The organism is Paenarthrobacter sp. TE3676 (assembly GCF_056279165.1).
This window is the reverse complement of the sequence record NZ_JBWBQU010000003.1, coordinates 319765-344689: the sequence shown is the minus strand read 5'-3', so window position 1 is coordinate 344689 and position 24925 is coordinate 319765. Positions and strand designations below refer to the sequence as shown.

Annotated in this window: 18 protein-coding genes; 6 read left to right on the top strand and 12 right to left on the bottom strand. The window is 62.6% G+C overall.

Annotation, left to right across the window (positions count from 1 at the left end; translation table 11 throughout):
• The first annotated feature begins 91 nt into the window (after positions 1–91).
• Complete coding sequence (locus ACZ881_RS09165; protein ID WP_011775740.1) at positions 92–883, top strand: amino acid ABC transporter permease; 792 nt, start codon at positions 92–94, stop codon at positions 881–883.
• An 11-nt stretch (positions 884–894) separates the two neighbouring features.
• A complete protein-coding gene (locus ACZ881_RS09160) occupies positions 895–1689 on the top strand; it encodes an amino acid ABC transporter ATP-binding protein (protein WP_476114483.1) in 795 nt (264 codons plus the stop codon).
• Between the two features lie 318 nt (positions 1690–2007).
• Here ACZ881_RS09160 and menD read toward each other — a convergent pair whose 3' ends face one another.
• The 4 genes from menD to ACZ881_RS09140 all read right to left on the bottom strand — a co-directional run bounded on the left by menD (position 2008) and on the right by ACZ881_RS09140 (position 7833).
• A complete protein-coding gene (menD, locus tag ACZ881_RS09155) occupies positions 2008–3717 on the bottom strand; it encodes a 2-succinyl-5-enolpyruvyl-6-hydroxy-3-cyclohexene-1-carboxylic-acid synthase (RefSeq protein ID WP_476114480.1) in 1710 nt (569 codons plus the stop codon).
• Between the two features lie 263 nt (positions 3718–3980).
• Positions 3981–6068, bottom strand: coding sequence for a PhoX family protein (locus tag ACZ881_RS09150; RefSeq protein ID WP_476114477.1), 2088 nt, complete (start codon positions 6066–6068; stop codon positions 3981–3983).
• Between the two features lie 78 nt (positions 6069–6146).
• Positions 6147–7163, bottom strand: coding sequence for an o-succinylbenzoate synthase (locus tag ACZ881_RS09145; RefSeq protein WP_476114475.1), 1017 nt, complete (start codon positions 7161–7163; stop codon positions 6147–6149).
• Between the two features lie 61 nt (positions 7164–7224).
• Positions 7225–7833 carry a hypothetical protein gene (locus ACZ881_RS09140; protein ID WP_476114471.1) on the bottom strand — a complete coding sequence of 203 codons (609 nt, stop codon included), beginning with the start codon at positions 7831–7833 and terminating at the stop codon, positions 7225–7227.
• Positions 7834–7948: 115 nt separating this feature from the next.
• Between ACZ881_RS09140 and ACZ881_RS09135 the strand changes: the two genes are divergently transcribed.
• Together ACZ881_RS09135 and ACZ881_RS09130 are read left to right on the top strand one after the other, a co-directional pair.
• Positions 7949–8578, top strand: coding sequence for a DUF2510 domain-containing protein (locus tag ACZ881_RS09135; protein WP_476114469.1), 630 nt, complete (start codon positions 7949–7951; stop codon positions 8576–8578).
• A 66-nt stretch (positions 8579–8644) separates the two neighbouring features.
• Positions 8645–9694 (top strand): LacI family DNA-binding transcriptional regulator, encoded by a 1050-nt coding sequence (locus ACZ881_RS09130; protein ID WP_476114467.1) that lies wholly within the window; start codon positions 8645–8647, stop codon positions 9692–9694.
• A gap of 248 nt (positions 9695–9942) precedes the next feature.
• On the opposite strand, the gene ACZ881_RS09125 is transcribed toward ACZ881_RS09130, so the two are convergent.
• The 4 genes from ACZ881_RS09125 to ACZ881_RS09110 are packed head-to-tail and all read right to left on the bottom strand — an operon-like array spanning position 9943 to position 14637.
• Positions 9943–11355 (bottom strand): glycoside hydrolase family 32 protein, encoded by a 1413-nt coding sequence (locus ACZ881_RS09125; RefSeq protein ID WP_476114465.1) that lies wholly within the window; start codon positions 11353–11355, stop codon positions 9943–9945.
• A gap of 20 nt (positions 11356–11375) precedes the next feature.
• Positions 11376–12248, bottom strand: a complete 873-nt coding sequence (locus ACZ881_RS09120) for a carbohydrate ABC transporter permease (protein WP_214818532.1) — start codon at positions 12246–12248, stop codon at positions 11376–11378.
• An 8-nt stretch (positions 12249–12256) separates the two neighbouring features.
• Positions 12257–13222: a carbohydrate ABC transporter permease gene (locus ACZ881_RS09115; protein WP_476114462.1), complete on the bottom strand. Its 966-nt coding sequence runs from the start codon at positions 13220–13222 to the stop codon at positions 12257–12259.
• A complete protein-coding gene (locus ACZ881_RS09110; RefSeq protein ID WP_476114460.1) occupies positions 13219–14637 on the bottom strand; it encodes an extracellular solute-binding protein in 1419 nt (472 codons plus the stop codon). Before ACZ881_RS09110 ends, ACZ881_RS09115 begins: the two co-directional genes overlap by 4 nt.
• Before the next feature lie 156 nt (positions 14638–14793).
• Here ACZ881_RS09110 and ACZ881_RS09105 point away from each other — a divergent pair, with 156 nt between their 5' ends.
• Positions 14794–15702 carry a phosphatase PAP2 family protein gene (locus ACZ881_RS09105; protein ID WP_476114458.1) on the top strand — a complete coding sequence of 303 codons (909 nt, stop codon included), beginning with the start codon at positions 14794–14796 and terminating at the stop codon, positions 15700–15702.
• Between the two features lie 94 nt (positions 15703–15796).
• On the opposite strand, the gene ACZ881_RS09100 is transcribed toward ACZ881_RS09105, so the two are convergent.
• Positions 15797–16069: a hypothetical protein gene (locus tag ACZ881_RS09100; protein ID WP_476114456.1), complete on the bottom strand. Its 273-nt coding sequence runs from the start codon at positions 16067–16069 to the stop codon at positions 15797–15799.
• A gap of 210 nt (positions 16070–16279) precedes the next feature.
• On the opposite strand from ACZ881_RS09100, the gene ACZ881_RS09095 reads away from it, so the two are divergent.
• Entirely contained in the window at positions 16280–17635 is a 1356-nt protein-coding gene (locus ACZ881_RS09095) for an acyltransferase family protein (RefSeq protein ID WP_476114454.1), read from the top strand.
• Positions 17636–17736: 101 nt separating this feature from the next.
• Here the strand turns inward: ACZ881_RS09095 and ACZ881_RS09090 are convergent, their stop codons facing one another.
• The 3 genes from ACZ881_RS09090 to ACZ881_RS09080 form a co-directional block, all read right to left on the bottom strand.
• Positions 17737–20544: a S8 family serine peptidase gene (locus tag ACZ881_RS09090; RefSeq protein ID WP_476114452.1), complete on the bottom strand. Its 2808-nt coding sequence runs from the start codon at positions 20542–20544 to the stop codon at positions 17737–17739.
• Between the two features lie 203 nt (positions 20545–20747).
• Entirely contained in the window at positions 20748–23516 is a 2769-nt protein-coding gene (locus ACZ881_RS09085; protein WP_476114451.1) for a S8 family serine peptidase, read from the bottom strand.
• A gap of 172 nt (positions 23517–23688) precedes the next feature.
• The gene (locus tag ACZ881_RS09080; protein ID WP_476114448.1) at positions 23689–24906 is read right to left on the bottom strand and encodes an MFS transporter; all 1218 of its coding nucleotides are present in this window, start codon (positions 24904–24906) and stop codon (positions 23689–23691) included.
• Positions 24907–24925: the final 19 nt, after the last annotated feature.

The window sequence follows — 24925 nt, the reverse complement described above, 5'->3', positions numbered from 1 at the left end:
CGGCTCCCCGAGATCCACGCAGGCGGGCCCCGAAACGATCTGTTCAGGTCCTTTCGGGGCCCCACCTGCGCAACATGAATGCGAGAACCCCATGGCAATGACTGCACGTCAACGAGCCAAAGTCAGTTTGTACGTCCAGGCCGGAATCTTTGTTGTGGCCGTGGCCGCCGTAATTATTGCCGTGGACTGGAAGACGGTAGGCACCAGCGTCTTCAACTTCGCCAAGATCGGCCCGATGTTCCCGGATATCTTCCTGGTGGGCCTCAAAAACACCCTTATCTATACGTTCCTGGGCTTTGTGGTGGGCCTCTCCGGCGGCCTCCTGCTCGCCTTGATGAAGCTCTCCTCGTTCCCCCTGTACCGTTGGCTTGCCACCGGCTACATCGAGTTCTTCCGCGGCGTTCCGGCCCTGCTGGTGTTCATCGCGTTCGGCTACGGCGTTCCCCTGGCCTTCGGAATCCAATGGGACGTCAACATCATCGTGATGGTGTCGCTGGGCATGGTCGCTGCCGCATACATCGCTGAAACCCTGCGCGCCGGCCTTCAGGCTGTGCCCAAGGGCCAGATGGAAGCCGCCCGTTCGCTGGGCATGCCGCACTGGCGCGCGATGGTTTCCATCGTCATCCCCCAGGCGTTCAAGATCGTCCTGCCGCCGCTGACCAACGAGATCATCCTGCTCACCAAGGACTCCTCGCTGATCTACGTCCTGGGCCTCACCGCTTCCCAGTACGAGCTCACCAAGTTTGGCCGCGACGGAATCTCCAGCCTCGGTGCCGGTCTCACGCCGCTGCTCGTGGCGGGAGCCTTCTACCTGGTCATCACCATCCCCTTGAGCCTCCTGGCACGGAAGTTCGAAAGCCGCTCCGCGCGGACCAAGCGATAGGCAGGACAGTCATGAATAACTCCACTGGGAGCACGGCCACCGTTCGCGCCGCCGGCGTAAATATCAAGGATCTGCGCAAGTCCTACGGCAGCAACGAGGTCCTCAAGGGCATCTCGTTGACGGTTGAACCGGGCCAGGTTGTTTGCCTGATCGGACCTTCCGGTTCAGGCAAGTCCACTCTCCTTCGCTGCGTCAACCTGCTTGAGCAGCCGAACGCGGGCACCATCAACGTGGGTTCGTTTGAAGCCACCGACCCCGACGTCGACCTCAACAAGATGCGCCGAAGCGTGGGAATGGTGTTCCAGCACTTCAACCTCTTCCCGCACCTCAGCGTCCTGGACAACTGCACTATCTCCCAGACCAAGGTCCTCAAGCGGTCCAAGTCCGAGGCTGCGGATGTGGCGCGCCGCAACCTGGAACGCGTTGGCCTGGGACACCTCGCCGATCGCTTCCCGGACCAGCTCTCCGGTGGCCAGCAGCAGCGCGTCGCCATCGCACGTGCACTGTCCATGGACCCGCAGCTCATGCTCTTCGATGAGCCCACGTCTGCCCTGGACCCCGAGACCGTGGGCGACGTCCTTGCCGTCATGCGCAAACTGGCCCAGGAAGGCATGACCATGTTGGTGGTCACGCACGAGATGGGCTTCGCCCGCGAAGTTGCCGACCGTGTGGTCTTCATGGACGCCGGTGTTGTGGTGGAAGAAGGGCCGGCGGAGAACGTCATCAGCGCCCCCACCCACCCGCGCACCAAGGAATTCCTGCGCCGCGTCCTCGACCCCACGCACATTGGCGTCGAGGAGGCCTAACTCGCTGGCGCCACTGAAGGGAGGGCGACACCCACATTTGGGGGTCCCTCCCTTCTTGCGTTCTGCGACTTTTCCGCCGTGCGCACCCTTTCCCGCCCGGCGCACCCCACGTTCGCCGGCGTCGCACCCCTTCGCGCCATTCGCACCAGCGGTTACGGGGGCGATCGGCGGCAACAGGCGCGAGCAACCCACCACGACTCAGTCAAAGGGCACCGCACCCTCACCCGATGGGCGCACCCCACGTTCGCCCACATCGCACTCCTTCGCGCCATTCGCACCAGCGGTTACGGGGGCGATCGGCGGCAACAGGTGCAGGGACTAGCCCGCTGTCAGGACTTGGCCCACTGCGGCCGAGATGGCGTCCTTGATCCGGGCATGAAGCTCGCGGAGGCCCGTCCGGCCCACGCGCACCTCCACAATGGTGCGACCCTTCAGCGGCGACTTGAGGGCCGAGGCGAGTTCCGCCGTCGTGCTCACCGCTTGGTGTCCGACGCCGTACGCAGCGGCGAGTGCCGCGATGTCCACTGAGTGCGGGGTGCCAAAGAGGCGCTCGACGGCGGTGCCGTAGGCGCCTGAGTCCTCAACCGCCCCGTGTTCGAGGAGACTGAAGATGGCGCCGCCAGAGTCGTTGAGCACCACGATGCGGAGGTCCGGCACAGGTTCGCCATGGCCGAGGAGCAGCCCGCCGGCGTCATGGAGGAAGGTGACGTCGCCCAGGAGGACCGTGGTTTCGCGTCCGCTGCCCAAGGCGATTCCGGTGGCCGTGGCGATGGTGCCGTCGATGCCGGCGAGGCCACGGTTGGCGTACACCGTGGCGATGGGTTCAGTGTGAGGTTGCCCTGCCAGGTCCACGTCGCGGATGCCGTTGGAGGAACCGAGCACCAGCTGCCCGCGGGAGTGCTCCCAGACGGTGGCACCGACGGACGGACCGTTGGCGAAGCTCTCCCCCGACAACACGCCATCGAGGCCGTGCTGGGCGGCAGCGCCCGCGAGAAGCCAGGAATCGAGCCATTCGGCGCAGCCACGCCCGGCAAATTCGGCTAGCTCGGGGAGCGTTTCGATAGGGGTTTCACGCCGCCGGCCAGCCTCGTACCAGGCCACCGGGACGGGCTGGTAAATGGCTGACTCAACAGACTCACGCGCCAGGAGGGCGGCCACCGGGCGGGAGAGAGTGGCCCGGCCAAACAGGACCACGCGCTCGATCGGCGTCGGCGAATCAGGTCCGAAATGTGCCAACAGTACCCGGTACGGCCCCACCGCGTTCGGCCCGAAGCGTGCGTTCGATGAAGGTTCCGCCAGCAGCGGCAGGCCATGGGCGCGGGCAAAAGCCTCCGCGACAGGGCCTGCGTCGTGGCCCGCGAGGACCACGGTGCGTCGCTCGACGAGGTGGGTGGATGCTGCCGGAAGATCCAGCGCTTGGGGACCGGCGTCGTAATGAAACACCCCGTGTCCTGCGGCGACCGGAAGGGCGTCGCCGTCTGCCGGCACCAATGGATCGCGGAAGGCAAGGTTCACTTGGGCGGGGCCCGGAGGGGTGTCTTCGAGGGCCCCGGTGGCTGCGTAGAGTGCGGTGGCAACAGCCTTCTGCGGGTGGTCACCGGCCGGGACGTCGACGGCGAATCGCACGTGCTCGCCGAAGAGGTCCAGTTGGATGGTGGTCTGGTTCGCCCCGGTTCCGTGAAGTTCTTCGGGCCGGTCTGCCGAGATGACGATTACGGGGACAGCTGAATGGTTGGCTTCCATGACTGCAGGCAGGAGATTGCCCACCGCTGTACCTGAGGTAGTGACCACAGCCACCGGCGCCTCGGTGGAAAGCGCCAGGCCCAAGGCGGTGAACCCGGCGTCCCGTTCGTCGATGCGCACGTGGAGCCGCACGCGGCCTGCAGCTTCCGCTTCCGCCAAGGCGTAGGCCATGGGCGCTGAACGCGAACCCGGCGCCACCACCACGTGCCGCACACCGCCGTCGAGCAGCGCTGTAACGGCGATCCGGGCGGCGCCGATGGATGTTAGAGAGTCCTGGGAAGTCACCGTTCCAGTCTATTGGCGCTCCCGGCCCCAAACGCTCGCTCACATCCCGGCCCCAAACCGGCAGGCCTCTCTCACTGGTGCTGGCGGGCTTGGGCGACAGGGAGCCGCGGGAAGTGAAAGAGCGACGGGTCCAAACACGAGGGATATGCGAGAGCGACGGGCCCAAACACGTGGGATGTGAGAGAAGGCTCGGGTAGACGAAATGCTCCCCCACCCGGGGAACCGGGAGGGGGAGCATTCGTCAGAATCGGGAACGACAGGGGTTACTTGCGGAAGACCTGCACCACGGAGGGACGCGGAGCCCTTGCTGCGCCCGCTGCGGGTGTAGCTCCGGCAGGCACGTAGTCCGGGAAGAAGGAGTTCTGTGCTGCGAACGAGCCGTCCTCACCGGGGTGCTGCACGGCGACGAACACGGTGCGCTCTTCGTCGTGGATGATCGGACCACAGGTTTCGGCGTCGCGGGGAACGGCGAGGAACTGCTCCACTTTGCCGCGCTCAGGACCTTCGAGGGTGACCTTGAACAGGCCGTCCGCGTAGCCGATGGTGCCGGGAGCGCCGTCGGTGGAGATCCAGAGGTTGCCCACGGAGTCGAAGGCCACGTTATCCGGGCAGGAAATGGGCGAAACCTTGTCGGCCGGGAACCCGGAGAAGTACGTGGAGGTGTTCTTGGCGGGATCGCCGGCCACCAACAGGAGGTTCCAGTTGAATTTGGTGCCCGTCTGCTCGCGTCCTTCGGTGATTTCCACGACGTGGCCATCACGGTTCAGGTTGCGTGGGTTGACCTCGGTGGCGCCTTCCTTGCCGGCCTTGCCGCGATCGGTGTTGTTGGTGCAGGCCACGTAGACCTTACCCGTGCGCGGGTTGGGCTCAACATCTTCGCAACGGTCCATCTTGGTGGGCCCAACCTTGTCAGCGGCGATGCGGGTGTAGACAAGGACCTCAGGCACGGTCATGCCCGGCACAGCGGAGGTGCCGTTGACCACCAGCGGCAGCCATTCGCCGGTGCCGTCGAAGGCACCGTCTGCGGGAAGCTTGCCGGTACCGTCAATGTCCGCAGGAGAGTCACCCGTGAAGCGAGCCACGTAAAGGTCGCCCTCGGAGAGCAGGCCCATGTTGTTCTTGCGTGCTTCCTTGGAGTCACCGGCCTGGTATTTGCCCTTGGAAACGAACTTGTAGAGGTAGTCAAAGCGCTCGTCGTCGCCCATGTAAGCAACCACGTGACCGGAAGGGGCGACGATGACGTTGGCGCCCTCATGCTTGAAGCGGCCCATGGCGGAGTGCTTCTTGGGGGTGGAGGTGGGGTCGAAGGGGTCCACTTCCACGATCCAGCCGAAGCGGTTGGTTTCGTTGGCGTAGCCCGAGTTGCGGGTATCGAAGCGCGGCTCATCAAGTTCCCACTGACGAGTGGTTGCCTTCGAGGAAATTCCGTAGCGCTTGTCACCGTCGCTGGTGCCAGGGGCAGCGAAGTAGCCGTTGAAGTTCTCCTCACCGGAGAGGATGGTTCCCCACGGGGTTGTTCCGCCGGCGCAGTTGCCCAGGGTGCCCTTGATCCAGCGGCCGGCGGGGTCGTCAATGGTCTTGACCAGGTTGGTGCCGGCTGCGGGTCCGGTCAGCTCGTAGACAGTGTCGGTAAGGAAACGTCGGTTCAGGGGTGCGCCTTGGACGTAGCTCCACGGCTTGTTCTTGTTCTTCCGCTCGAGTTCCACCACGGCCAGCCCGTGTCCGGCGCGGCCAATTGCCCGCGCCTCGGCCGGGTCGAAGCCTGCGGGGAGCATGATGTTCTCGTTGGTGTACTCGTGGTTGCTGAAGAGCACGGCACGGCGATCCTTGGATCCGGGGATCGGCAGGATATCCGTGTAGTCGTTGTTGTAGCCGAACTGGCGTGCTTGGGCGGCTGCAGTCTGTGCGTTGAGGTCAAAGGCCGGCGAGTCGGCGAAGAGGGGGTCGCCCCAGCGGATGATCGGCTTCCAGTCGAACCCCTCGGGCACGGTGAAGGCGTCTACTGCAGCGTCTACCGGCTTGATGGCAGTGAACTTGAGCTTGGACTTGTCGAAGCCCTTTTTGGCGGCATCAGAAAGTCCGTTCCCGGAGTCGGCCATGGCGGTGTCACCACCAGTCACGGCGCCACCAAGGACGATGGCGAGCGCTCCTGCTGCGCCGAGCCCCAGGGCTGCGCGGCGGGACATAGCCGTCGAAGCGATATCGCGGAAGTATCCGTTGGCGCTTGTGTTGCAGACATCGCCCGAGCAGGCGTTGTCGCACTTCAACGCGCAGGTGACAGCGCTGCGCTTGCCTTTGGTGTGGCCGAGCATGGGGAGCAGCGGAAACGTGCGTCCGGTGGTTTCAGACATGGGGGAAGACCTTCCAGAGGATGTACGAGGTTCCCGCTGAGCTTTTCAGCGGAAACCGAAATTGAGAGGTCGCTCTGGTTAAAACCCGGTGAACAAACCGTGCTTGTTTCGCGCCAGTACCGAGTGCACCCGGCTGAGTCGGTCCCGCCACCAGTCCTGGCGCTCCGCGGGTGCCGCATACTGCTCAAGCAGCCCGGGATCGGCCACCGTTTCGCGTAACTGGATGGCGCCGTCGTCGGCCACCAGCGGGTCCAACGTGATGTCCGAGGTGAACAGCGAAACGGTGCCAAGGCCGCAGGCATAGGGAAGGGACGGCAGGGCGGCTGCGAGCGCAAGCCCGGCACGTATACCCACCGAGGTGTCCAACGCGGAACTCACGACGGCGGGCAGCCCGGCCTGCTCCACGATGTCCAGGGCCCGTGCTACTCCCCCAAGTGGCGCTACCTTGACCACGATGAGGTCAGCTGCCCCAGCCCGGGCGACACGCAGGGGATCGTCTTCCTTCCGGACGCTCTCGTCCGCGGCGATAAGGACGGGCGTACCGGCGGCAGCGAGGCGACGACGGACCTCGGCCAGGCCCTCAATGGTGGGAACAGGTTGTTCGGCATACTCGAGTTCAACGGCGGAAAGCTTGCCCAGGGCTTCCACGGCCTGGTCAATGTCCCATCCCCCGTTGGCGTCCACGCGGATGGCTGCGTTGGGAAGGGCCTCACGCACCGCGCTGACCCGGGCGATGTCTTCCCCCAGGCTCTGTCCCCGCTCAGCAACTTTGATCTTGACCGCATCCACCCTTCCAAAACGCGCCAGCACTTCCGGGACGCGCTCCGCCGAAACGGCTGGAACCGTGGCATTGACCGGAATCTTGTCCCTGACGGGCGTGGGGAAACCCAGCCAGCCCGCTTCCAAGGCGGCTGCGAGCCAGCGGGAGGATTCGTCGTCGTCGTATTCGGGGAAGGGACAGAACTCACCCCAACCGTGTGGTCCTCGTAGGAGGAGTGTCTCGCGCTCCATGATGCCCCGGAACTTCACGCGCATGGGCAGCGAGACTACGTGGGCGGAATCGAGGAGTTCTTCGAGGGAGGGAAGTTCAGGCATATTGCCACTGTACCGGCGGCCTCCCGCCCCCTCTGCAGGCCAATTCGGCTATGTGGAAAAGCTACTCGTTCCAGTAGTTCAGCAGGCGTCCCCGCGCTTCAGCCAACTGCTCGCCGGGCAGGACAAACGAGCTCTCTGGTATCCCCAACGCCTGCCAGCGCACCACCAGGGTTGTGTCCTCCTCCACCGGCAAGGGCCACAACCAATAACGACCGGTGAACTGAACATACTCGTCGTTGTTGCTCCCCCCACCGCCGCCCAACGTTGTCAGAACAGGGCCAGTGACGTCGTCGGGCTCTTGGAAGGACGACGGTCCGTGGATGGCAGCGACAGCCTTGCGTCCGTCCCGAAAAGCGACTCCCAATTCGAGCCCCGTCCTGGTGTCCAGGCTGGATCGAGGGTGGTTGTAGCTCTCCTCTACGATTTCCCGCCATTCCTGGTCCGGTTCATTGCCCCGCCGCACCGACCACACCAGGTCCAACAGGCAACCGGTGGAGTAAACCTCCACCAGTTTCAGCACCACCACCATCCGCGCGCTCTTGTGGAGGAACCCGCCAACGCGCGCAATTCCGGGCAGTTCGTCCGACGGCGGCCCGTACCAACCGCGCTGGACAGGCTGCGGCTGGCGCGGCCGCGCGGGCTGCTCGGGGAGGTCGTCGAAGAAGCTCATGCTCCATCCTTACACCGCCACATGGTGACTGGGGAGAGGCTCCTGGCAAGCGAGAGCCGGCAATCGCGATATTCTCGGAACCACGACTCAAAGTGGGGGAAGAATGACTCAATCAATGCCCGGTTCGACTACGCCTGCCGGCTGGTACCCGGATCCTTCAGACCCGCGTTTCGTCCGGTGGTGGGATGGACGCGTCTGGACAGCGCACCAAGCGCCCGCTCAATTCCAGGCGCCCGGTCAGTTTCAGGCACCGGTCCCGGTGCCACGTCCTGAGCTCCGCCCGGAGACGCCGGTGTACAACCCGTTCATCTGGGCCATCACTTTGATGCCACTGGTCTCCATCCTGTTCCTTTTGACCTGGCAGCCGGAGTTCAAGATGATCACCACCCGGCAGGGGGTTACCACCATGGACCCCTTCTCCATGTACACCCCCGCTTATTTCCTGCTGATGGGTTCAAGCTTCCTGTTCTACGGACTCTCGGTGTTTTTCGCTTTCCTGGACCGTCAACGCCTTCTCAAGTCCGGCGTCGTACGTCCTTTCCACTGGGCTTGGGCCTTCCTTAGCGCGCTTGTGTACGTGATCGGCCGCTCTGTGATCGTCAACAAAGTGGCGCCCAAGCGGGGGCTGTGGCCTGTGTGGGCCACAATCGCCGTGTTTGTTATCAGCATGGTGGTCACCGGAATCTGGATGTCCAACTTCATGCAGTCGATGTACTCCCAACTTGGGTACTCGGTCTCGACATAACGCCCAAGGTGAACCCTCACACGCGTTAGGTAGACTGCTGACAATAGAGTACGGAAGGACTTTCCCATGAACCGCAAGGCCACCGCACTGGACGTCGCCAAAAGGGCGGGCGTCTCCAGAAGCGCGGTGTCGCTGGTTCTGAACGGGCGCGGCGATGGGAACGTGGCCAAGGAAAGCCAAGATCGAATCCGGCAAGCGGCTGAGGAGCTCAACTACTCCCCCAACGCCATCGCCCTGAGCCTGCGGAATCAACGGTCGCGGGTGATCGGCATCCTGGCCGATGAAGTAGTGGTCAGCCCCTTCGATGGCAACATCATCGGCGGTGCAGATGACGTGGCCCGAAGCCGCGGGTTCGTTACCGTCGTCATGGACACTGAGCGGGACACCGCCAGGGATGCGAGCGCCATTGAAACCCTTCTGGACCGACAGGTTGATGGGCTCATGTACGTGACCGTTGGCCTGAAACCCATCGACGTCCCGCACGGGATGCTCCGCGTCCCATCGGTCCTGGCCAACTGCTACGACAACCACGCCCAGCCTCAGTTGCATCACGTCATTCCGGACGAACTCACTGGCGGCAGGGAGGCCACGGAGCACCTTTTGGCGCTTGGCCACCGGGACATCGCGCTGCTGGGCGGGTCAGAGGATTCGCCCGCAGCCCGCTTGCGCGTTCAGGGTTACCGCGACGCGCACGCCGCGGCCGACGCCCCGATCCTTGAAGATCGGATCTTCATGGCCGGTTGGGACATCGACGCCGGTTACCGCGGCACCATGAAACTGCTCGACGGCGTGTCCCCGGCTGATCGGCCCACGGCCATCATGTCCGCGAACGACCGCCTGGCAGTCGGCGTCGCCCTCGCTGCAGCGCGCCTGGGACTCAGCGTTCCCGAGGACCTGTCCATCATGGGCTACGACGACGAAAACCGGATTGCCGACACCATGGTTCCTTCTCTCACCACCATGGCACTGCCCCTCCGGGAGATCGGCCGGGCAGCCATGACCAAGTTGTTGGACGCGATCGAGGGCACAGATGCAGGAAAGGGAACCACGGCCGAAACGATGGTCCCCTGCCGCCTGGTCACTCGCGAATCAACCGGCCCCGCGCCCACCCGCTAATACACACCCCTCATTGCGAGGCCCACACTGCACCCCAAAACACACCCCAAGCATGCTCAACAGGCCTCACAACACACGACGCCCCCCCGTTGCGAGGTCCACTCTGCACCCCAAAACACACCCCAAGCATGCACAACGGGCCCCACAACACACGACACCCCTCATTGCGAGGCCCACTCTGCACCCCAAAACACACCCCAAGCATGCACAACGGGCCCCACAACACACGGACGACGCCGGCCTGCCGCCTACGCCGGAAGGGCCAACTCCCAGACGTCGGCAGTCGCGCCGGTGGGCAAGGTGAGTTTCCATTCCTCCCCCGGAGCCGGGTAGGCCCGAAGGGTGGTGGCGACGGAACCAGAACGGTACACCTCAACAAGGGATGCATCGACGAAGATCCGCAACTCTTCGCCCGCTGCCAGGGAACCTGAGTAAACCACCTGAGCATCGGCTCCCGAACCGAGTACCAGCTCCACGGAACCGGAACCGGCACCAGCACCAGAAACACCGGAAGCACCCCGAACCAGCACCTCTGCGAACCCAGGAACCACAACGGAACCAGCAGCACCCCCAACCACCGAAGCACCCCTATACGCGAGAACCTCAGGCACTGGAGATACCACCAGCGCCCCGTCAACCACCGACAAAACACGGGGATGCGTCAACACACCCGACCACCCGGCGTCGTCGATTTCTTCCTCAGTGCGGCCACGGCGACCATCGCGCCCCGGACCTTCGTTGGCCCACCCCCACAGCAGCGCCGCAGGAGAAGAATCAGCCGAACCATAAGAAAGCTGCACGATCTGCGGCGCGTAGAAGTCGCGGCCAAGATCGGACTTCCCACCGGAGGACGGGGTAAACACCGGCAATCCGGACAAAGGGTCTGCAGTGAGGGACCCGATCAGGTGCCCCACCCCGTTGGCGTGTTCGTGGTCGTCGCCCGAGAGCCACAGGGAGAACATCATGACCCACGCCGAGCCACCAGAAGACACAGGTACCTGCACCAGCTGCGGGCATTCCCAGATTTCGGCCGGCGTATGAGCAGCAGCAACGGGATCGGCGGTGGTCAGCCAAATCCCCTGGTACTTCCAGTCGTCAAGGGACTCCACCGTGTACAGCAGCAAAGCCGCGCGACCATCGGCCAGGCCGGCACCTTGCATGGCGTAGCGGGCCCCGTTGAAGTGGAAGATGAAGGGATCGCGCACAGCGGTTACCAGCGGATCAGCAGGCATGGACGCAGCAACGTGCCCGTCCTGCTTCCAGGTCACCAGATCGGCCGAACCACGGGCAATCACCACCTGCGAATGACCGCCGTGGTCCTGGACACCCGAATAGCAAGCAGTCGGAACAAAACCATCCAATGTCACCACACCGGTCCAGCACCCGGCGGAGTCCGGACCGCCGGGCTGCGGTGAGAGGGCCACTGGGTATTCTTCCCAGTGCACTAAATCAGCGGAGCTCACATGCCCCCACTGGATTTGCGAGTGTCGCGCGGACAAAGGGTTGTACTGGAAGAACACGTGGTAGCGGCCGTTGATGTAGCTGATGCCGTTGGGGTCGTTGATCCAGCCCTGTGCCGGACGCGGGTGGAAGCGAGGGAACGCCGGGTCCGGGTGCGTCGCTGCCCTAGCCAGGGCAGAAGAGAGTGCAAGGTCCGTCAACGGAACCCCTTTCAAGAAAGTTACTTGCCCGTGCCTGCGGTGAGTCCGTCCTGCAACGCGCGTTGGCCGAACATGAACACCACCAACGCGGGAATCATGGAGAGGACAACGCCGGCCAGGACCACGGAGATGCTTCCGGTGCCGAGGTTGCCTTGGAGCGAGACCAAGCCCAGTGGCAGTGTGAAGTTCTGCTCGGAGATGGTCATGATGAGTGGCCGGAAGAACTCGTTCCAGTGGAAGTTGAACGCCAGGATGCCCACGATCGCCAGTCCCGGCATGGCTAGCGGTGCGTACACGGAACGGAACGTCCGCCACGGCGAGGCGCCGTCGATCGCAGCCGCTTCAGCGAGCTCACCCGGCAACCCCATGAAGTACTGGCGCATCAGGAAGGTGCCGAACGCCGTCGGGATGGCCGGAATGATGAGTGCGAGCAATGTGTCCGAAAGCCCGACACCGCGTATCAGCATGAACACGGGAACGATCGTGACCTGCGCGGGCACCATCATGGTGGCCAGAACAATGGAGAACAGCGCGCCACGGCCCCGGAACTTAAGGTGGGCAAAAGCGTAGCCCGCCAACGCTGCGGTAATCATCTGCCCTACGGCAATGAGGCCCGTAACGAGCGCGCTGTTCACCACCAGCGCCACGATGTTGAGCTGCTTGAACACTTGCTCGTATGAGGTCAGGTCCGGGTTCAGCGGCAGGAAGGCGGGCGGCAGCTGGAAGGATTCCGACGGCGGTCGCAGCGAGGTGGACAGCGTCCACAACACGGGGCCCAGGACAAAGACGGACGCGATCAGCAAGACGACGACGCGGACGGCCACTGACCAGTCGCGCTTCTTCCGCTTTACTACAGGCGCCGTGGTGGTGACACGTTCTTGGATGGTAGTCATGGCGGGCCTTACTGGTAGAAGACGAATCGTTTGCTGAGCCGGAACTGCGCGGCTGTGATGGCCATGATGATGAGCGTCAGGAGCACACCGATCGCCGAGGCCTGGCCGAACTCGAGGCGCTGGAATGCGGATTCGTAGATCACCATCACGGCCGTGCGTGTCGAGTCGCCGGGTCCACCGCGGGTGAGCACGTAGGGCTGGTCGAACACCTGCAGTGCGTTGATGATCGCCATGACCGAGGCCACCAGAGTGGTGGGGCTGAGCAGCGGCAGGGTGACGAACCAGTGCTTGCGCCAGCCTGTCGCACCGTCGATCGACGCGGCCTCGTATGTCTCCACCGGAATCGAGGCAAGACCCCCGATGAACAGCAGGAACGAGAACCCGAAGTTCTGCCACACGTACACAAGAATCACGACGGCGGCCGACCCGCTTGGCGTCGTCAGCCACGGAACCGCTGGGATGCCGACTACGGACAGCAGCCAGTTCACGACGCCGAATTGTTCGTTGAAGAGGTACCGCATGAAGATCGATACCGACGCCGCGGACAGGATCAACGGGAAGAAGAAAGCCGAGCGGAAGAACACCCTGAGCCAGGCCGGGAGCTTCTCCTGCACCATGATGGCCAGGCCAAGGGCCAGTCCGAGTTGGAGGGCAACAGCCACCACCACGAACACGATGGTGTTGAGGAACGACACGCGGACGGTGGGGTCCTGGACCACCTCGGCGAAGTTGTCGAAACCAACGAACGTCGGTGCTGAGATGATGTCCCAGCGGAAGAATGCGAGCGCGATCGAGGCGACGATCGGCAGCAGGGTGAAGATGCCCATGCCCACGATGGTCGGTGCCAGGAAAGCCCAGGGAAGCCAGCGTTGCTGCACGCGGCCGCGCTTGGAGCCTTGTTCGTTCTTGTGGGCGGCATGGCGACGGCCCGGCTCGCTCCCCGTCCCCGTAGGTGTACTGGTTGCGGTGCTCATGGCTGCCTCCTTAGGGCCAGTTCAAGGTCGCGCTGCATGGAACTGAGGGCGTCCTTGAGTTGCCGCTCGTCACCACTGACAGCCAGGCTTACGTTTTTCATCAGGGCGGTTTCGACGGCGGCCTGCTGGGGTGGCGCTGGGATGGGACCTGTGGTGGGGAACTTGTCCAGGGTGTCGTAGAAGACCTTCCAGTTCCGCGGACCGGTTCCGGCGTAGAGCTGCTCGTTGACCATGGAGCGGCGGGCGGGTGTGGTGTTCGGCGTGGGGAACACGATCTGCATGGCTTCGCGGCTGGAGCTGAACTTGACCCATTCCCAGGCGGCGTCCTTATCCTTGGCGGTCTTCATGATCGCGTAGCCTGCCGTGCCGAACTGGTGGCGCTGGCTCCGCCATTTCGGGAAGAACTGGACGTCGAAGTCGTTCTCTGTCATCCCCGCCTCGTGGAGGCCTTGCACCCAGTAGCCGCCTGCCGGCGTCGTACCTATCCTGTTGGACGCGAAGAGGCCGATCAGGGCGCTGCCGCCGCCTTCCTCCGGCCGGACACCCAATCCGTCCTTGACGAGTCCGCGGAGGTAGTCGAAGGATTCGAAGACGCGGGGATCATCGGCGTTGGGCTCAAGCCACTGGTAGCCGCCGGAGCGGAGGCTGCGCGTGGGGTCGTTGGCGTAGAAGCCGTCCCACAGCCACTCGCCGCCCGGTGACTTGGTTTCTTTGAGGAAGCTGGTGTCGTTCGCGTACAGCCACGGCACCACTCCGCCGAAGAGACGGTTGGTCCAGTAGTAAGGGGTGAAGTCGGCTGGCTTGGCCTTCTTCATCGCGGCGAGTGTGCTGCGGAAGTCCGTGTGCGTCCAGTTGTCGGAGGGCCGTTCCAGGCCTGCCGAGCGGAGCGATGCGGTGTTGTAGTACATGTTGGCTGCGTTCCAGTCGATGGGGAGCTGGAACAGGCTGCCTTTGTACATGAACGCTTCCACCAGGCTGGGGTGCACGTCCTGGAAGTATTCCTTCATATGGTCGGCGTCGCGGCGCAGGTACTCATCCAGCGGGTGGGCCAGCTTCTCGGCGAAGAGCTGGGCGCCTTCCGTTGCCACGTACACCACGTCCGGCGGCGTCCCTGCGGCAACCATGGTGAGGATTTTGGTGAAGAAGTCCTTCCAGTCCACGGCCTGGATCGCCTGCACCTTGACCTTGATTTCGGGGTGGACCTTCGCGAAAGCGTCAATGACTTTCTGGCGGGCTGCGGCGTCTGCGGCGGTGCCCATGATGGCGATGCTGAGGCTGTTGTCCCCCCGGCCTGGAATGTCGGTCCCCGTCAGGCGCGGCCACGACGCCGCGGTGACTCCAACAATTCCGGCGCCGAGGGCTGTGAGGGCACTTCTACGTGTGAATTCACGCAAAGCCCTATTGGTTCCCGACATGTGGATTTCCTTCCCTAACACGTGTTAGGAAGCTTAAACCTGTGACCTAACACGCGTCAAGCGTCACAGGAATGTTGCCGACGTCTCACCAGGACCCGCCACGCTCAAGGGGTGACTCACACGAGCCGTCCAGAGAACTGTGGCAGTCTAGTCAGAATGAGTTCCCAGCAATTCCGCACCAGCGGAAGGTCGAGCACACGGCCGCTTCAAGGACGCGACGCAGGCGCCGGCAAAGGCTTCCTCTTTTGCCTCGCTACGATCGCCAGCGCCGTTGGCCTGGCCGCGACGTACTACTTCTTTGTGCGCACCACCGCAGGCCAGTTCATTGACGAGTCCGCACTGGTCGAAGCAACCGTACTGGGCGGAACAGCCGGCAGGGCCTCCACCGAATTCCTGGACATGCTTCCCATGCTCTCGCTGGCCATCGCTGCGATCATGGTCCTCTTCGTGACCGTCGCCCGCCGACGCTGGACCGCAGCCGGAATCGCAGTCGCAGCATGCATCGCCGCCAACGCCGCCACGCAGATCCTCAAGCTCCTCATCCCGGACAGGCCCGACCGCGGCGTCCAGACACTTGAACTGAACTCACTCCCCTCCGGGCACACCACGTTGGCCGCCTCCGCTGCAGCTGCGGTGTTCCTCATGGTCTCGCCCCGATGGCGTCCATTGGCAGGCTTCCTCGGCAGCACGTTCGCAGTAGCCACGGGAGTCTCCACACTCATCAACCAGTGGCATCGTCCCGCCGACGTCGTTGCCGCTTTCCTGGTGGTAGCCGCCGTGATGCTCCCGGCAGGTTGGCTCATTCTCCGCACCGGCAACAGCTGGAATGTGTGGAAGGGGCACGGCGAGCACTGGGCCGCCTCGCGCCTGTGGGTCTGGCTCACTGTTGGGGCGCTCGTGATCGCCGGCTTCGTGGCGGTTTACTCGCTGCTGCAGGTGCCCGACCTCAGCACAGACAGCACCATCGACTACTTCTGGGCCGGCACCGCCTTCATTGTGATCGCAGGATACCTGTCCGCGCTCGGCGGCACGTGGCTGTTCGGCCTGGCGGCGCGCAAGGGCTAGCGCGTTTATTGCGACGGCGGCGCTCCCCTTCGCGCCCCACGCACCAGTGGTTACGGGGGCGGTCGGCGCTAAAGGGCGCGCAGTCCCAAGGGGCCTAGTCCGCCGGACCGACCGAGTCGAAGAACTTGGGCTCTTCAGTAGAAACAGCTCCACGCGCCCGCGCCTGCTCATGGATGAAGTTCCGATCCGCATCCGTGAGGTGCGTGCCACCGTGGGCGTCAACGCCTTCGTTCTCTCCCGTTTCCCCATTAATGATCGCTGTGACTGTCCTCGGCACAATCATGGTTCCCGGATTGTCGATGAGCCACTGCTGCGTGTCCGGTGAGAGCTGGTCCCAAAATTCTTTGATGTGCATAACAATCAGCACTGCCCTTCATTGGTGGGGGTGGATTCATGAAATGCGCCGCATGAAACCTCTAGTGATTGTGAGTGCGGTTCTCTCAAGGCTACGCCCGGACATGCCCATCCTGACCCGTAAGCTCCAACGTTTCTGAGGATTACGTCGACTGGCCGTTCTTCATGGGTTACAGTTACTCCAATCGATGGACAAACAGCGCGACTAATCCCAGGAGCTCCCATGTCATCTACCCTCAGATCCGCCTCGAACCGAAGTAGCGCCCAAGGTCTCGCCGTCCCGGCCTCCCGCGATTTGGTGGTCGACTTCATCCGCGTCGCCTGCATGTTTGCCGTTGTTGCCGTTCATTTGCTCATGATGGGGATCAGCGTGGACGCGTCCGGCATCGGTGTGGGCAATCCCCTTACATCCCTTAGCTGGTTTGCCCAAGGGACATGGTTCGGCCAGGTCATGCCGCTCTTCTTCGTGGTGGGCGGCTTTGCTTCGCTCACGTCGTGGCGCAGCCTGCAACGCAAGGGCGGTGACGCCGGCGACTACCTCAGAAACCGGGTGCTGCGACTGGTCCGACCCACGGTCGCCCTTTACATCTTCCTCGCCATTGCGCTGTGGAGTGCGACGGCGGCTGGTGTCCCCGCTGATCTGCTCGCCGTTATCGCTGCGGGCGCCGGCGTGCAGCTGTGGTTCCTGGCCGCGTACCTGATCTGCCAGGCCATGGTTCCTACGATGGCCAGGTTTCACGAGGCAGCGCCCTACCGAACCATGGCAGCGCTGGCTGCGGGCGCCGTCGTCGTTGATGTTCTTCGTTTGGGCTTGGAGCGCAACCCGTGGGGCTTCGATTCGAACCCGATCGGCCTGCTGAACATGGTGTTCGTTTGGGGACTTCTGCAGCAGCTGGGATTTTTTTACGCCGACGGCTTCTTTGACCGCTTCGCCAAGTGGAAGCTCGTTCTTGCCGCTGGCGGCTGCTACGCCGTGATGGTTCCGCTGACGCACGCCGGTCCCTATCCCGTGGACATGCTGACCAGCCAAAACCCGCCCATGTTCCCGCTGATCCTGGTGGGGCTGGCCCACATTCTTTTGGTGAAAGCCGTCTATCCGGTGCTGCAGCGATGCGTGGGCGTCGGCTGGGTGCAGAAGGTGATGTTCGTGGTGGGTAGCCGGGCAATGACCATTTACCTGTGGCACCTGCCGTTGATCATCGCAATGTTTGGGATTGCACTGGTCCTTCGCCTGCCGTTCCCCGAGCCCGCCGGCACCGAGTGGTGGCTCAGCCGGCCACTGTTTTACGTGGCCGCGTGGGCGATGGTGCTGCTGGTTTCCACCCCTCTGGTCCGACTGGAGCTCGCAAGCACTGCACTGGCCCCCGGTGCGGTCCGGCCCGCCATGTGGCGCATCGTTGCCGGAACTCTCCTGGCCATCGTCCCGCCGTTCGTGGTGATGAGGTCGGCGCTTGACGTCGTGAATGCTACGTGGGGGCTCGTGCTGCTGGTGATCGCCGTGGCTCTGGTGTCCGGCAAGGTTCCGGACCGGGCGTGGAAGACTCCGCGGATTCTCTCAACGGGATCCGTGGCTTCCTGACCTTCTTTGAAAGCCAAACGGCCGCCGAACAACCTGATCAGGTTGTTCGGCGGCCGTTGTTGGTCAAAGAGGGTCACTAAGCAGCGACCTCATACGGGGAGCTACGGCATGCGGTACAGGAACGCTGCCATGGCGTCGCGGTTGATGGGTGAAAGCGGTTTGTAGCTGCGTGAGCCATTGGCTTCCAGCCAGCCTGTGGAGATTTTCATCTCCAGCATCCAAGCCATTTCCTTGTAGAACTGCTGCGTGGTGAGCACATCGTGGAACGGTGACGTAGCGGGTTCCTGGAAGTCCGGCTTCTCAGCCAGGCGGTAGAGGAATGCCGCCATGGCATCACGGTTGATCGGAGTCAGGGGCCTGTAGGTCTTGGAGCCGTCGCCCTCCGTCCAACCCGAGGAGATTCCCTTTTCCGCCAACCAGGCCATCTCTTTGTAGAACTGTTGGGTGGTGGATACGTCCTTGAACGGTGACTGGGCCGGTGCGGTGTAGTCCGGGGAACCGGCAATGCGGTACAGGAAGGCTGCCATGGCATCGCGGTTGATCGCGGTCAGTGGGCGGTAGGTGACAGAGTTGTCCGCCTCAACCCAACCCTTGGAGATTCCAGCGTCAGCCATCCATGCCATTTCCCGGTAGAACTGCTGAGTTGTCAGCACATCCTTGAAGGGCGATACAGCGGGAGGCACAAAGTCCGGGCCCTTGGCGCTGAAGCGTTCCGTCCACTCCACAGTCGAACCTGCTTTGAGCACGAAACCATCCTTGGCCGCTGCCGTGACCGTGATCCGGCCTGTTGCTGGATGGGTTCCCGGCGTAGCCACTTCACCGGCGACGCGGTACTCAACACCCTCCGTTTCAGGGATGGTGTAGGTGTCCTGGTCAGTGAACGGGGCGTCCACGAACTCAACTGCCGCGGGGGTTACAGCCTTGTCAGCCGGCAGGACTGCAGCAGTCGCTTCGCTGGTCAAGGACACCGTGGCGTGGCCAAGCTTGGTGCCGGTCACCGTCACGGTGATCGTCGCGCCGATATCAGTCTCCGTGATGCTGTACTGGGAACCTGTGGCTTCGGCTATCGGATCCTCGTTGCGCTTCCATTCGTATGCGAGGGCTACCGGAGCCGGTCCCCAGGGCTGCACGTCTGCTTTGAGAACGCTGCCAACATAGGCTGGGCCTGTGATCTTCGGGGCGACGGAGAAGATATCCGCAGGCGTGATGGGGGCAGTAGGGGCTGAGGTTGCCGACACGCTCGCGGCATACGTCTTCGCTCCGGTTACCCTCACCGAGATGACTGCGTTTGCGTCTTCGGGGGCAAGCACGTACTGGTCAAGCCTCTGGTAGGGAATGGGCTCCCCGTTGCGCAGCCATTGGTAGCTCTTGAGTACCTGGCCTGGGCTCCAGTATCCCGGATTGGCGGTCAGCATCGCGCCCACCTTGGTCTGACCATAGATGGTGGGCGTTCCTGGAATAATGGGCGCTACATCTTCAGCGAGCATTTTGAGGGCCTTGCCAGCGTCCACAAAACCGGCCCCGCAGTTACAGTTGTAGACCGGCCGGGCTGTCTCCTTCATACGCTGTTCGATGTCGGCGGGGGTCAACGCGGGCAGCTTGGAGTACATCATCGCGGCCACCGCAGCTACATGCGGGGCAGCCATGGAGGTGCCTTCTTTGAGGTAGTAGTCCTCGGTCGTGGCTATATCCAGACCATCGTTCAGCGTTGACACGATGCCGTCGGCACCGGAAAACCTCATGTCGCCACCCGGCGCAGCAACATCTACGTTCACACCGAAGTTGGAGTAATAGGCCTTGTTGCCGTCCTTCTTGGTAGCGCCCACAACCAAGACGTTTTTGCAGTTGGCCGGCCTGACCTGCGATGCGTCAATGTTCTCGTTGCCCGCAGCGACTACTACAGAGGCACCCTTGCCGCGGGCAAAATCTGCTGCATTCTGGTACGAAGCCGGGCAAACTCCGCGGCCGCCGAGGCTGAGGTTGATAACGCGTGCGGGATTGGCGTTTGCAGGGACTCCGGCAACAGTTCCGCCGGCGGCCCAGACGATCGCGTCGGCAATGTCTGAAATGTAGCCGCCACAGATACCCAGCGCTCGAACCGGGACAATCTTTGCCTTGGGGGCCACCCCGGCAACACCCTTGCCGTTCCCGGCAACCGCACCAATAATTCCGGCCACGTGTGTTCCGTGCCATGAAGAATACTCTGCGGGCCATCCGGTGCCGCACTGCCCGTAGTATGTCCCATCGCCTTCATCACGCGGGTTTGAGTCACGGCCGTTACCGTCGCGGGCTATTTCCGGCTCGCTGATCATGTCGTAGCCGGGAAGGACGTTCGCGTTCAGGTCGCTGTGGTTCAGGATGCCGCTGTCGATAACCGCAACAACGCTCCCCTCACCCTGGCTTACATCCCACGCACCAAGTACGCCCATGCCACCGTTACCTGTGCCGTGCGCCCACTGGAGGTTGTAATAGGTGTCATTAGGCGAGGTAGCAAACGGCCTCATGATGGAGTCAGGCTCGGCGTACTCAACGCTCGGGTCAGCCGCCAAAGTGGAAACGAGCTCGCTGGCTTCTGCCGCACCGAGTTTCCGATCGGTCTTGACCACTTCTTCACCTGTGGCCATGGTGCGCACGGATTCAACAGGTACGCCCACGGCACTGGCCGCCCGGCCGAACGACGACTTCCGGTCGGCCGATTGAATGCCGTCCCGTTCTTTGAACTTCACGATGAACTGATCCGTGGGAATTTCCTCGGAACTAGTGGACATCGTTTTAGGTGCGGCACTCGGCATAGGCGCCGGTGCTTCATCCGCTACGGCCGGGAGCGCCGGAAGGGCGGCACCAACCAGGGCGATAACGCCCGCAACAATTACTTGAGAGCGCACACTGGCTCTCCGTCGGATCTGCATTAACCAGCGCCCTCTACTCAAACGCCCCATGAGCGCGGAAAAATGGCCGCGAGAGTGCGGCCAGCATGAGTTTAGCCACAGTTTGGACTTTCCTGCGAATTCCCTGTGAGTCGGGGAGGTCGCTTCAAAAATGGCCGGGGCCAGCTGCAGAAAGTCCTGCAACCGGCCCCGGTTGATTTTCGCTTGTTCCTCGCGATCGTGCGCTATGGCATCCGATACAGGAAAGCAGCCATGGCATCGCGGTTGATTGGTGAGAGGGGCTGATAAGTGCGTGATCCGTAAGCATCAGTCCAGCCGGAAGAAATACCGGATTCGTACATCCAGGCCATCTCCTTGTAGAACTGCTGACTTGGGCTGACGTCGTTGAAGGGCAGCCACGGCGGGGCCACATAGTCAGGCTTGTTCGCCAGCCGGTAAAGGAAGGCGGCCATGGCGTCACGGTTTATAGGTGTCACCGGCTTGTACGAACGTGCGCCATTTTCAGTCCATCCGGTCGAAATGCCGGTCTCCGCCAACCAGGCCATCTCCTTGTAGAACGGCTGGGTTGTCAGCACGTCTTTGAAGGGCGACTGGGCAGGCGGTGTGTAGTCGGGCGAACCAGCCATGCGGTAAAGGAATGCTGCCATGGCGTCACGGTTTATCGGAGTAAGCGGACGGTAGGTGCGGCTCTTATCTGCTGCCACCCAACCCTCAGAAATTTTCCGATCGGCCATCCACGACATTTCCTTGTAGAACTGCTGTGTCGTCAGGACATCCTTGAAAGGTGAAACGGCTGGAGCGGTAAAGTTTGGCCCCCTCATGCTGAAGTAGGCGGTCCATTGGGCTGGAGCTCCTGTTCGGAGCATGTATCCATCTTCGGCCTTCGCAACAACTCTCACCTGCCCTCTGGCCAGGTGCGTCCCCGCTGCTACCGTGACGCCATCCACTTGGTACTCAACACCCGGAGATGCTGGAATCGTGTACCGATCGTCTTGCATGTAAGGGGCCTCGGCGAAAGTGGCGGGTAGGGGGGAAACCACTTTGTCCGCCGGTACCACTGCCACAGTTGGCTTACTGCTAAGTGACTGTGTTGTGTAGCCGACCTTGCTCCCGGTCACTGTGACGCTGATGGGCTTACCGGCGTCCTCGTTGACGACGCTGTAGTCCTTTCCCACTGCCCCGGCAATAGGAGCTCCCCCTAGATTCCACTGATAGGAGTGGTCCACAGGGGAAGGTTCCCAAGTACCTGTTTCTGCGGTAAGGACACTGCCGACGTAGGCACTGCCGCTAATTGTGGGCTCTACTGCAGCTAGCGGCCCCGGAGCAATGGGAGCCGTCGGCGCAGACACTGCCGAGGCTGATGTCCCGTCCGCTCGAACCCCGGTTTGAGTGATGGACAAAGTCGCACCCAGGTCCTCCGGTGTCAAGGTGTAGGAAAAAGGGTAACCATCGGGGATGGGAACGCCGTTCCGATTCCATTGGTAGTGCATCGCAAGTCGTCCGACTGGAACCCACGGGCTTGTATAGACAGTGAGAGTTTCGCCTACTTGCGGCTTGCCTTCAATAGTTGGCTTGCTCGGAACGATGGGCGTCACATCCATCCACACATCCTTCAAAGCCGCCGCAGCATTCAGCAACCCGGTACCGCAGACAGCACAGTAGCTCATGAGAGAGATATTGGCGCGAAGCCTCTGTTCCACTTCGAACGGCGTCGCAGATGGCTTCATCACAGTGATCATGGCTGCCACGGCGGAAACGTGCGGAGCCGCCATGGAGGTTCCGGCCTTGATGTAATACTCTTCCCCTGTTGCAACGTCTCGACCATTGTTCAGCGTGGATACGATGCCATCGGTAACCTGATATCTCATGTCACCTCCAGGGGCTGAGAGGTCTACGTTATTGCCGTAGTTGGAGTAATACGCACGTTGCTTTGCGCGAGTACTGGCAGCCACAGTGATTACGTTCCGGCAGTTTGCAGGGCTGACGTATGCGGCATCGATGTTTTCGTTTCCGGCTGCCACCACTACAGCCGCGTTGCGCGTCGACGCGAAATCCAGAGCGCTCTGGAACGAAGAGGGGCACGCCGCCTCCGCTCCCAGGCTGAGATTGACAACCCGTGCAGGATTGGGATTGACCGGCACGCCGGGAACGTTACCGCCTACGGCCCAGACGATTCCATCGGTGATGTCCGAGGTGTAACCGCCGCACAAGCCCAGCACCCTGACTGGCACTACTTTGGCTTTGGGCGCCACACCCGCCACGCCTTTACCATTTCCGGCAACGGCAGCAATAATGCCGGCCACATGCGTTCCATGCCATGACGATGATTCTGCAGGCACTCCTACACCGCATTGACCGGCGCTGTTGTAGTCGCCCTTGTCGGTGGGGTCCGCATCCCGACCATTGCCATCGCGTGCCACCGCAGCCGTGCTGATCATGTCATAGCCCGGGAGGATATTGGGGTTTAGATCACTGTGATCAAGGATGCCGGTGTCGACGACAGCAACCACGCCCCCTTCACCCCGGCTCAAGTCCCATGCCTCCCGGACATGGATCCCCCCTGGCTCAACCGAGTGGGCCCACTGGATGGGATAGTAAGTATCATTCGGCGCCACGGAATACGGTCGCATAATAACGTCCGGCTCGGCGTACTCAACATTCGGATCCGCCGCCAGAGCTGAAATGAGATCGTCGGCTTCCTCGGGGGCAAGCTTTCGATTCGTCTTGATGACGTCACCGCCCGTAGCTGTGGTTCGCACTGCTTGGACGCTGGCGCCCACGGCGCTTGCGGCACGGCCGAAGAAGGACTCCCGTTCGGCCGATTGGATGCGGTCTCGCTCCTTGAACCTCACGATGAACTGGTCCGTGCTGACCTTGGAATTGTTCGGCACGACGGCAGGTGCTGGCTGGGGAACATCCGCTGCGGCCGGGAGCGCCGGCAGGGCGGCTCCCACCATTGCGATAATGCCGGCAAAAATTACTTGAGAGCGCATGCGGGCTCTCCGTCGGATCTGCATAAGACAGCGCCCTCTGCTCAAACGCCCCCAAGAGCGCGGAAAAAATGGCCGCGAGACTGCGGCCAGCATGAGTTTAGCCACACTTTAGACTTTCCTGCGAATTCCCTGGGAGTCTTCCGGCGCTTGGGGCTAATCCACCCCAAAAAAGCTAATAGTTACGCCGGTGCTTCAGGCGTGGAATTGCGACGGCGAACACCGCTGCCGCTGCGAAGCCCAGTACACCTGTGGCCCAGATACCCGCCGACAACGAGATTGCAGCCGTCAGCGCGGACAACAGCACGGGTCCACCCGTGGCACCGGAGTCGGCCATGAATCGCCAAATGCCCAGGAAGTGACTTCGACCGTTATCCGGCGAGAAGTCAGCTCCCAGCGTCATGATGAGCCCTGAGCTGATCCCATTGCCGAAACCGATCAGCAAGGCAACGAGGAGAAGCGGGACGAACCCGGCCGACAACGGCACCAGGATTAAGGCAGTCCCCATGATCACAGTGGACGGGATGGCCACCCATTGCCGTCCCTTCTTATCCATGAGCTTCCCGGCCGGGTAAAACACCAGCATGTCGATCGCCCCGGACAAGCCGAAGATCAACGAAGCGTGGGTGGCATCAAGTCCCAGATGGTCCGCCCACAGTGGGATCACCACCTGTCGCGAAGCACGCAACGCGCTCAGCAGGAGGATGCCGAAGCCGACCGTCAGGAACACTCCGGCATGGGAAACAGCGACGCTCCGCAAGGTGGACGCGGGAGGTGGCGGACCGCCGTCGGCCGCTTTCGGGGCGACCAGATCCGGGATGGTGAGCGACAAGGCAGCGGCAGCCATCATGCCACCGAAGCCCACCCAGTACGCGCCGCTGATTCCGGCGAACTGCATCACGCCGGCGCCCACGAATGGTCCGATGAAGAGGCCGATCCTGGTGACGCCGCCCAAGGTCGAGAGGGCTCGCGCGCGGAACATGACAGGGACGGCCTCGGTCAGAAATTTTTGCCGAGCGAGGTTGAAGACGCTGGCAGACATACCCACCAGGGTCATGGAGGCGGCCAACAGCCAGAGTCCGTGTTCCATTTTCGGTGCAAAGGCTGCCGCCCCGAGGGCGATCGCGCCTACAGCAGCGGCTCCGACGATCGACCACCGTTCGCCGAACTTCTCAGTGATGATCGACGCCGGAATGTTGAAGAACCAGGAACCCAGACCGATCAGCGTCACGATCAACGCCGAGACCGCCACCGATGCGCCGAGGTCGCGGGCGGAGAGCGCGATGACCGGGAGGACAGCCCCCTCACCGAGACAGAAAAGCACAGCTGGCCCGAATGCCGGTAGCGCGACGCTGCGGAGGCTGAAGTTTTTGTCTGCTTGGGTGGTGGTCATCCCTTTCATCCTATGACCG

Excerpts from the sequence above, each read along its gene's own strand:
- ACZ881_RS09165 (WP_011775740.1), top strand. The coding sequence starts at position 92 with ATGGCAATGACTGCACGTCAACGAGCCAAAGTCAGTTTGTACGTCCAG.
- ACZ881_RS09160 (WP_476114483.1), top strand. The coding sequence starts at position 895 with ATGAATAACTCCACTGGGAGCACGGCCACCGTTCGCGCCGCCGGCGTA.
- ACZ881_RS09150 (WP_476114477.1), bottom strand. The coding sequence starts at position 6,068 with ATGTCTGAAACCACCGGACGCACGTTTCCGCTGCTCCCCATGCTCGGC.
- ACZ881_RS09145 (WP_476114475.1), bottom strand. The coding sequence starts at position 7,163 with ATGCCTGAACTTCCCTCCCTCGAAGAACTCCTCGATTCCGCCCACGTA.
- ACZ881_RS09140 (WP_476114471.1), bottom strand. The coding sequence starts at position 7,833 with ATGAGCTTCTTCGACGACCTCCCCGAGCAGCCCGCGCGGCCGCGCCAG.
- ACZ881_RS09135 (WP_476114469.1), top strand. The coding sequence starts at position 7,949 with ATGCCCGGTTCGACTACGCCTGCCGGCTGGTACCCGGATCCTTCAGAC.
- ACZ881_RS09130 (WP_476114467.1), top strand. The coding sequence starts at position 8,645 with ATGAACCGCAAGGCCACCGCACTGGACGTCGCCAAAAGGGCGGGCGTC.
- ACZ881_RS09120 (WP_214818532.1), bottom strand. The coding sequence starts at position 12,248 with ATGACTACCATCCAAGAACGTGTCACCACCACGGCGCCTGTAGTAAAG.
- ACZ881_RS09115 (WP_476114462.1), bottom strand. The coding sequence starts at position 13,222 with ATGAGCACCGCAACCAGTACACCTACGGGGACGGGGAGCGAGCCGGGC.
- ACZ881_RS09110 (WP_476114460.1), bottom strand. The coding sequence starts at position 14,637 with ATGTCGGGAACCAATAGGGCTTTGCGTGAATTCACACGTAGAAGTGCC.
- ACZ881_RS09105 (WP_476114458.1), top strand. The coding sequence starts at position 14,794 with ATGAGTTCCCAGCAATTCCGCACCAGCGGAAGGTCGAGCACACGGCCG.
- ACZ881_RS09095 (WP_476114454.1), top strand. The coding sequence starts at position 16,280 with ATGTCATCTACCCTCAGATCCGCCTCGAACCGAAGTAGCGCCCAAGGT.
- ACZ881_RS09090 (WP_476114452.1), bottom strand. The coding sequence starts at position 20,544 with ATGCAGATCCGACGGAGAGCCAGTGTGCGCTCTCAAGTAATTGTTGCG.
- ACZ881_RS09085 (WP_476114451.1), bottom strand. The coding sequence starts at position 23,516 with ATGCGCTCTCAAGTAATTTTTGCCGGCATTATCGCAATGGTGGGAGCC.
- ACZ881_RS09080 (WP_476114448.1), bottom strand. The coding sequence starts at position 24,906 with ATGACCACCACCCAAGCAGACAAAAACTTCAGCCTCCGCAGCGTCGCG.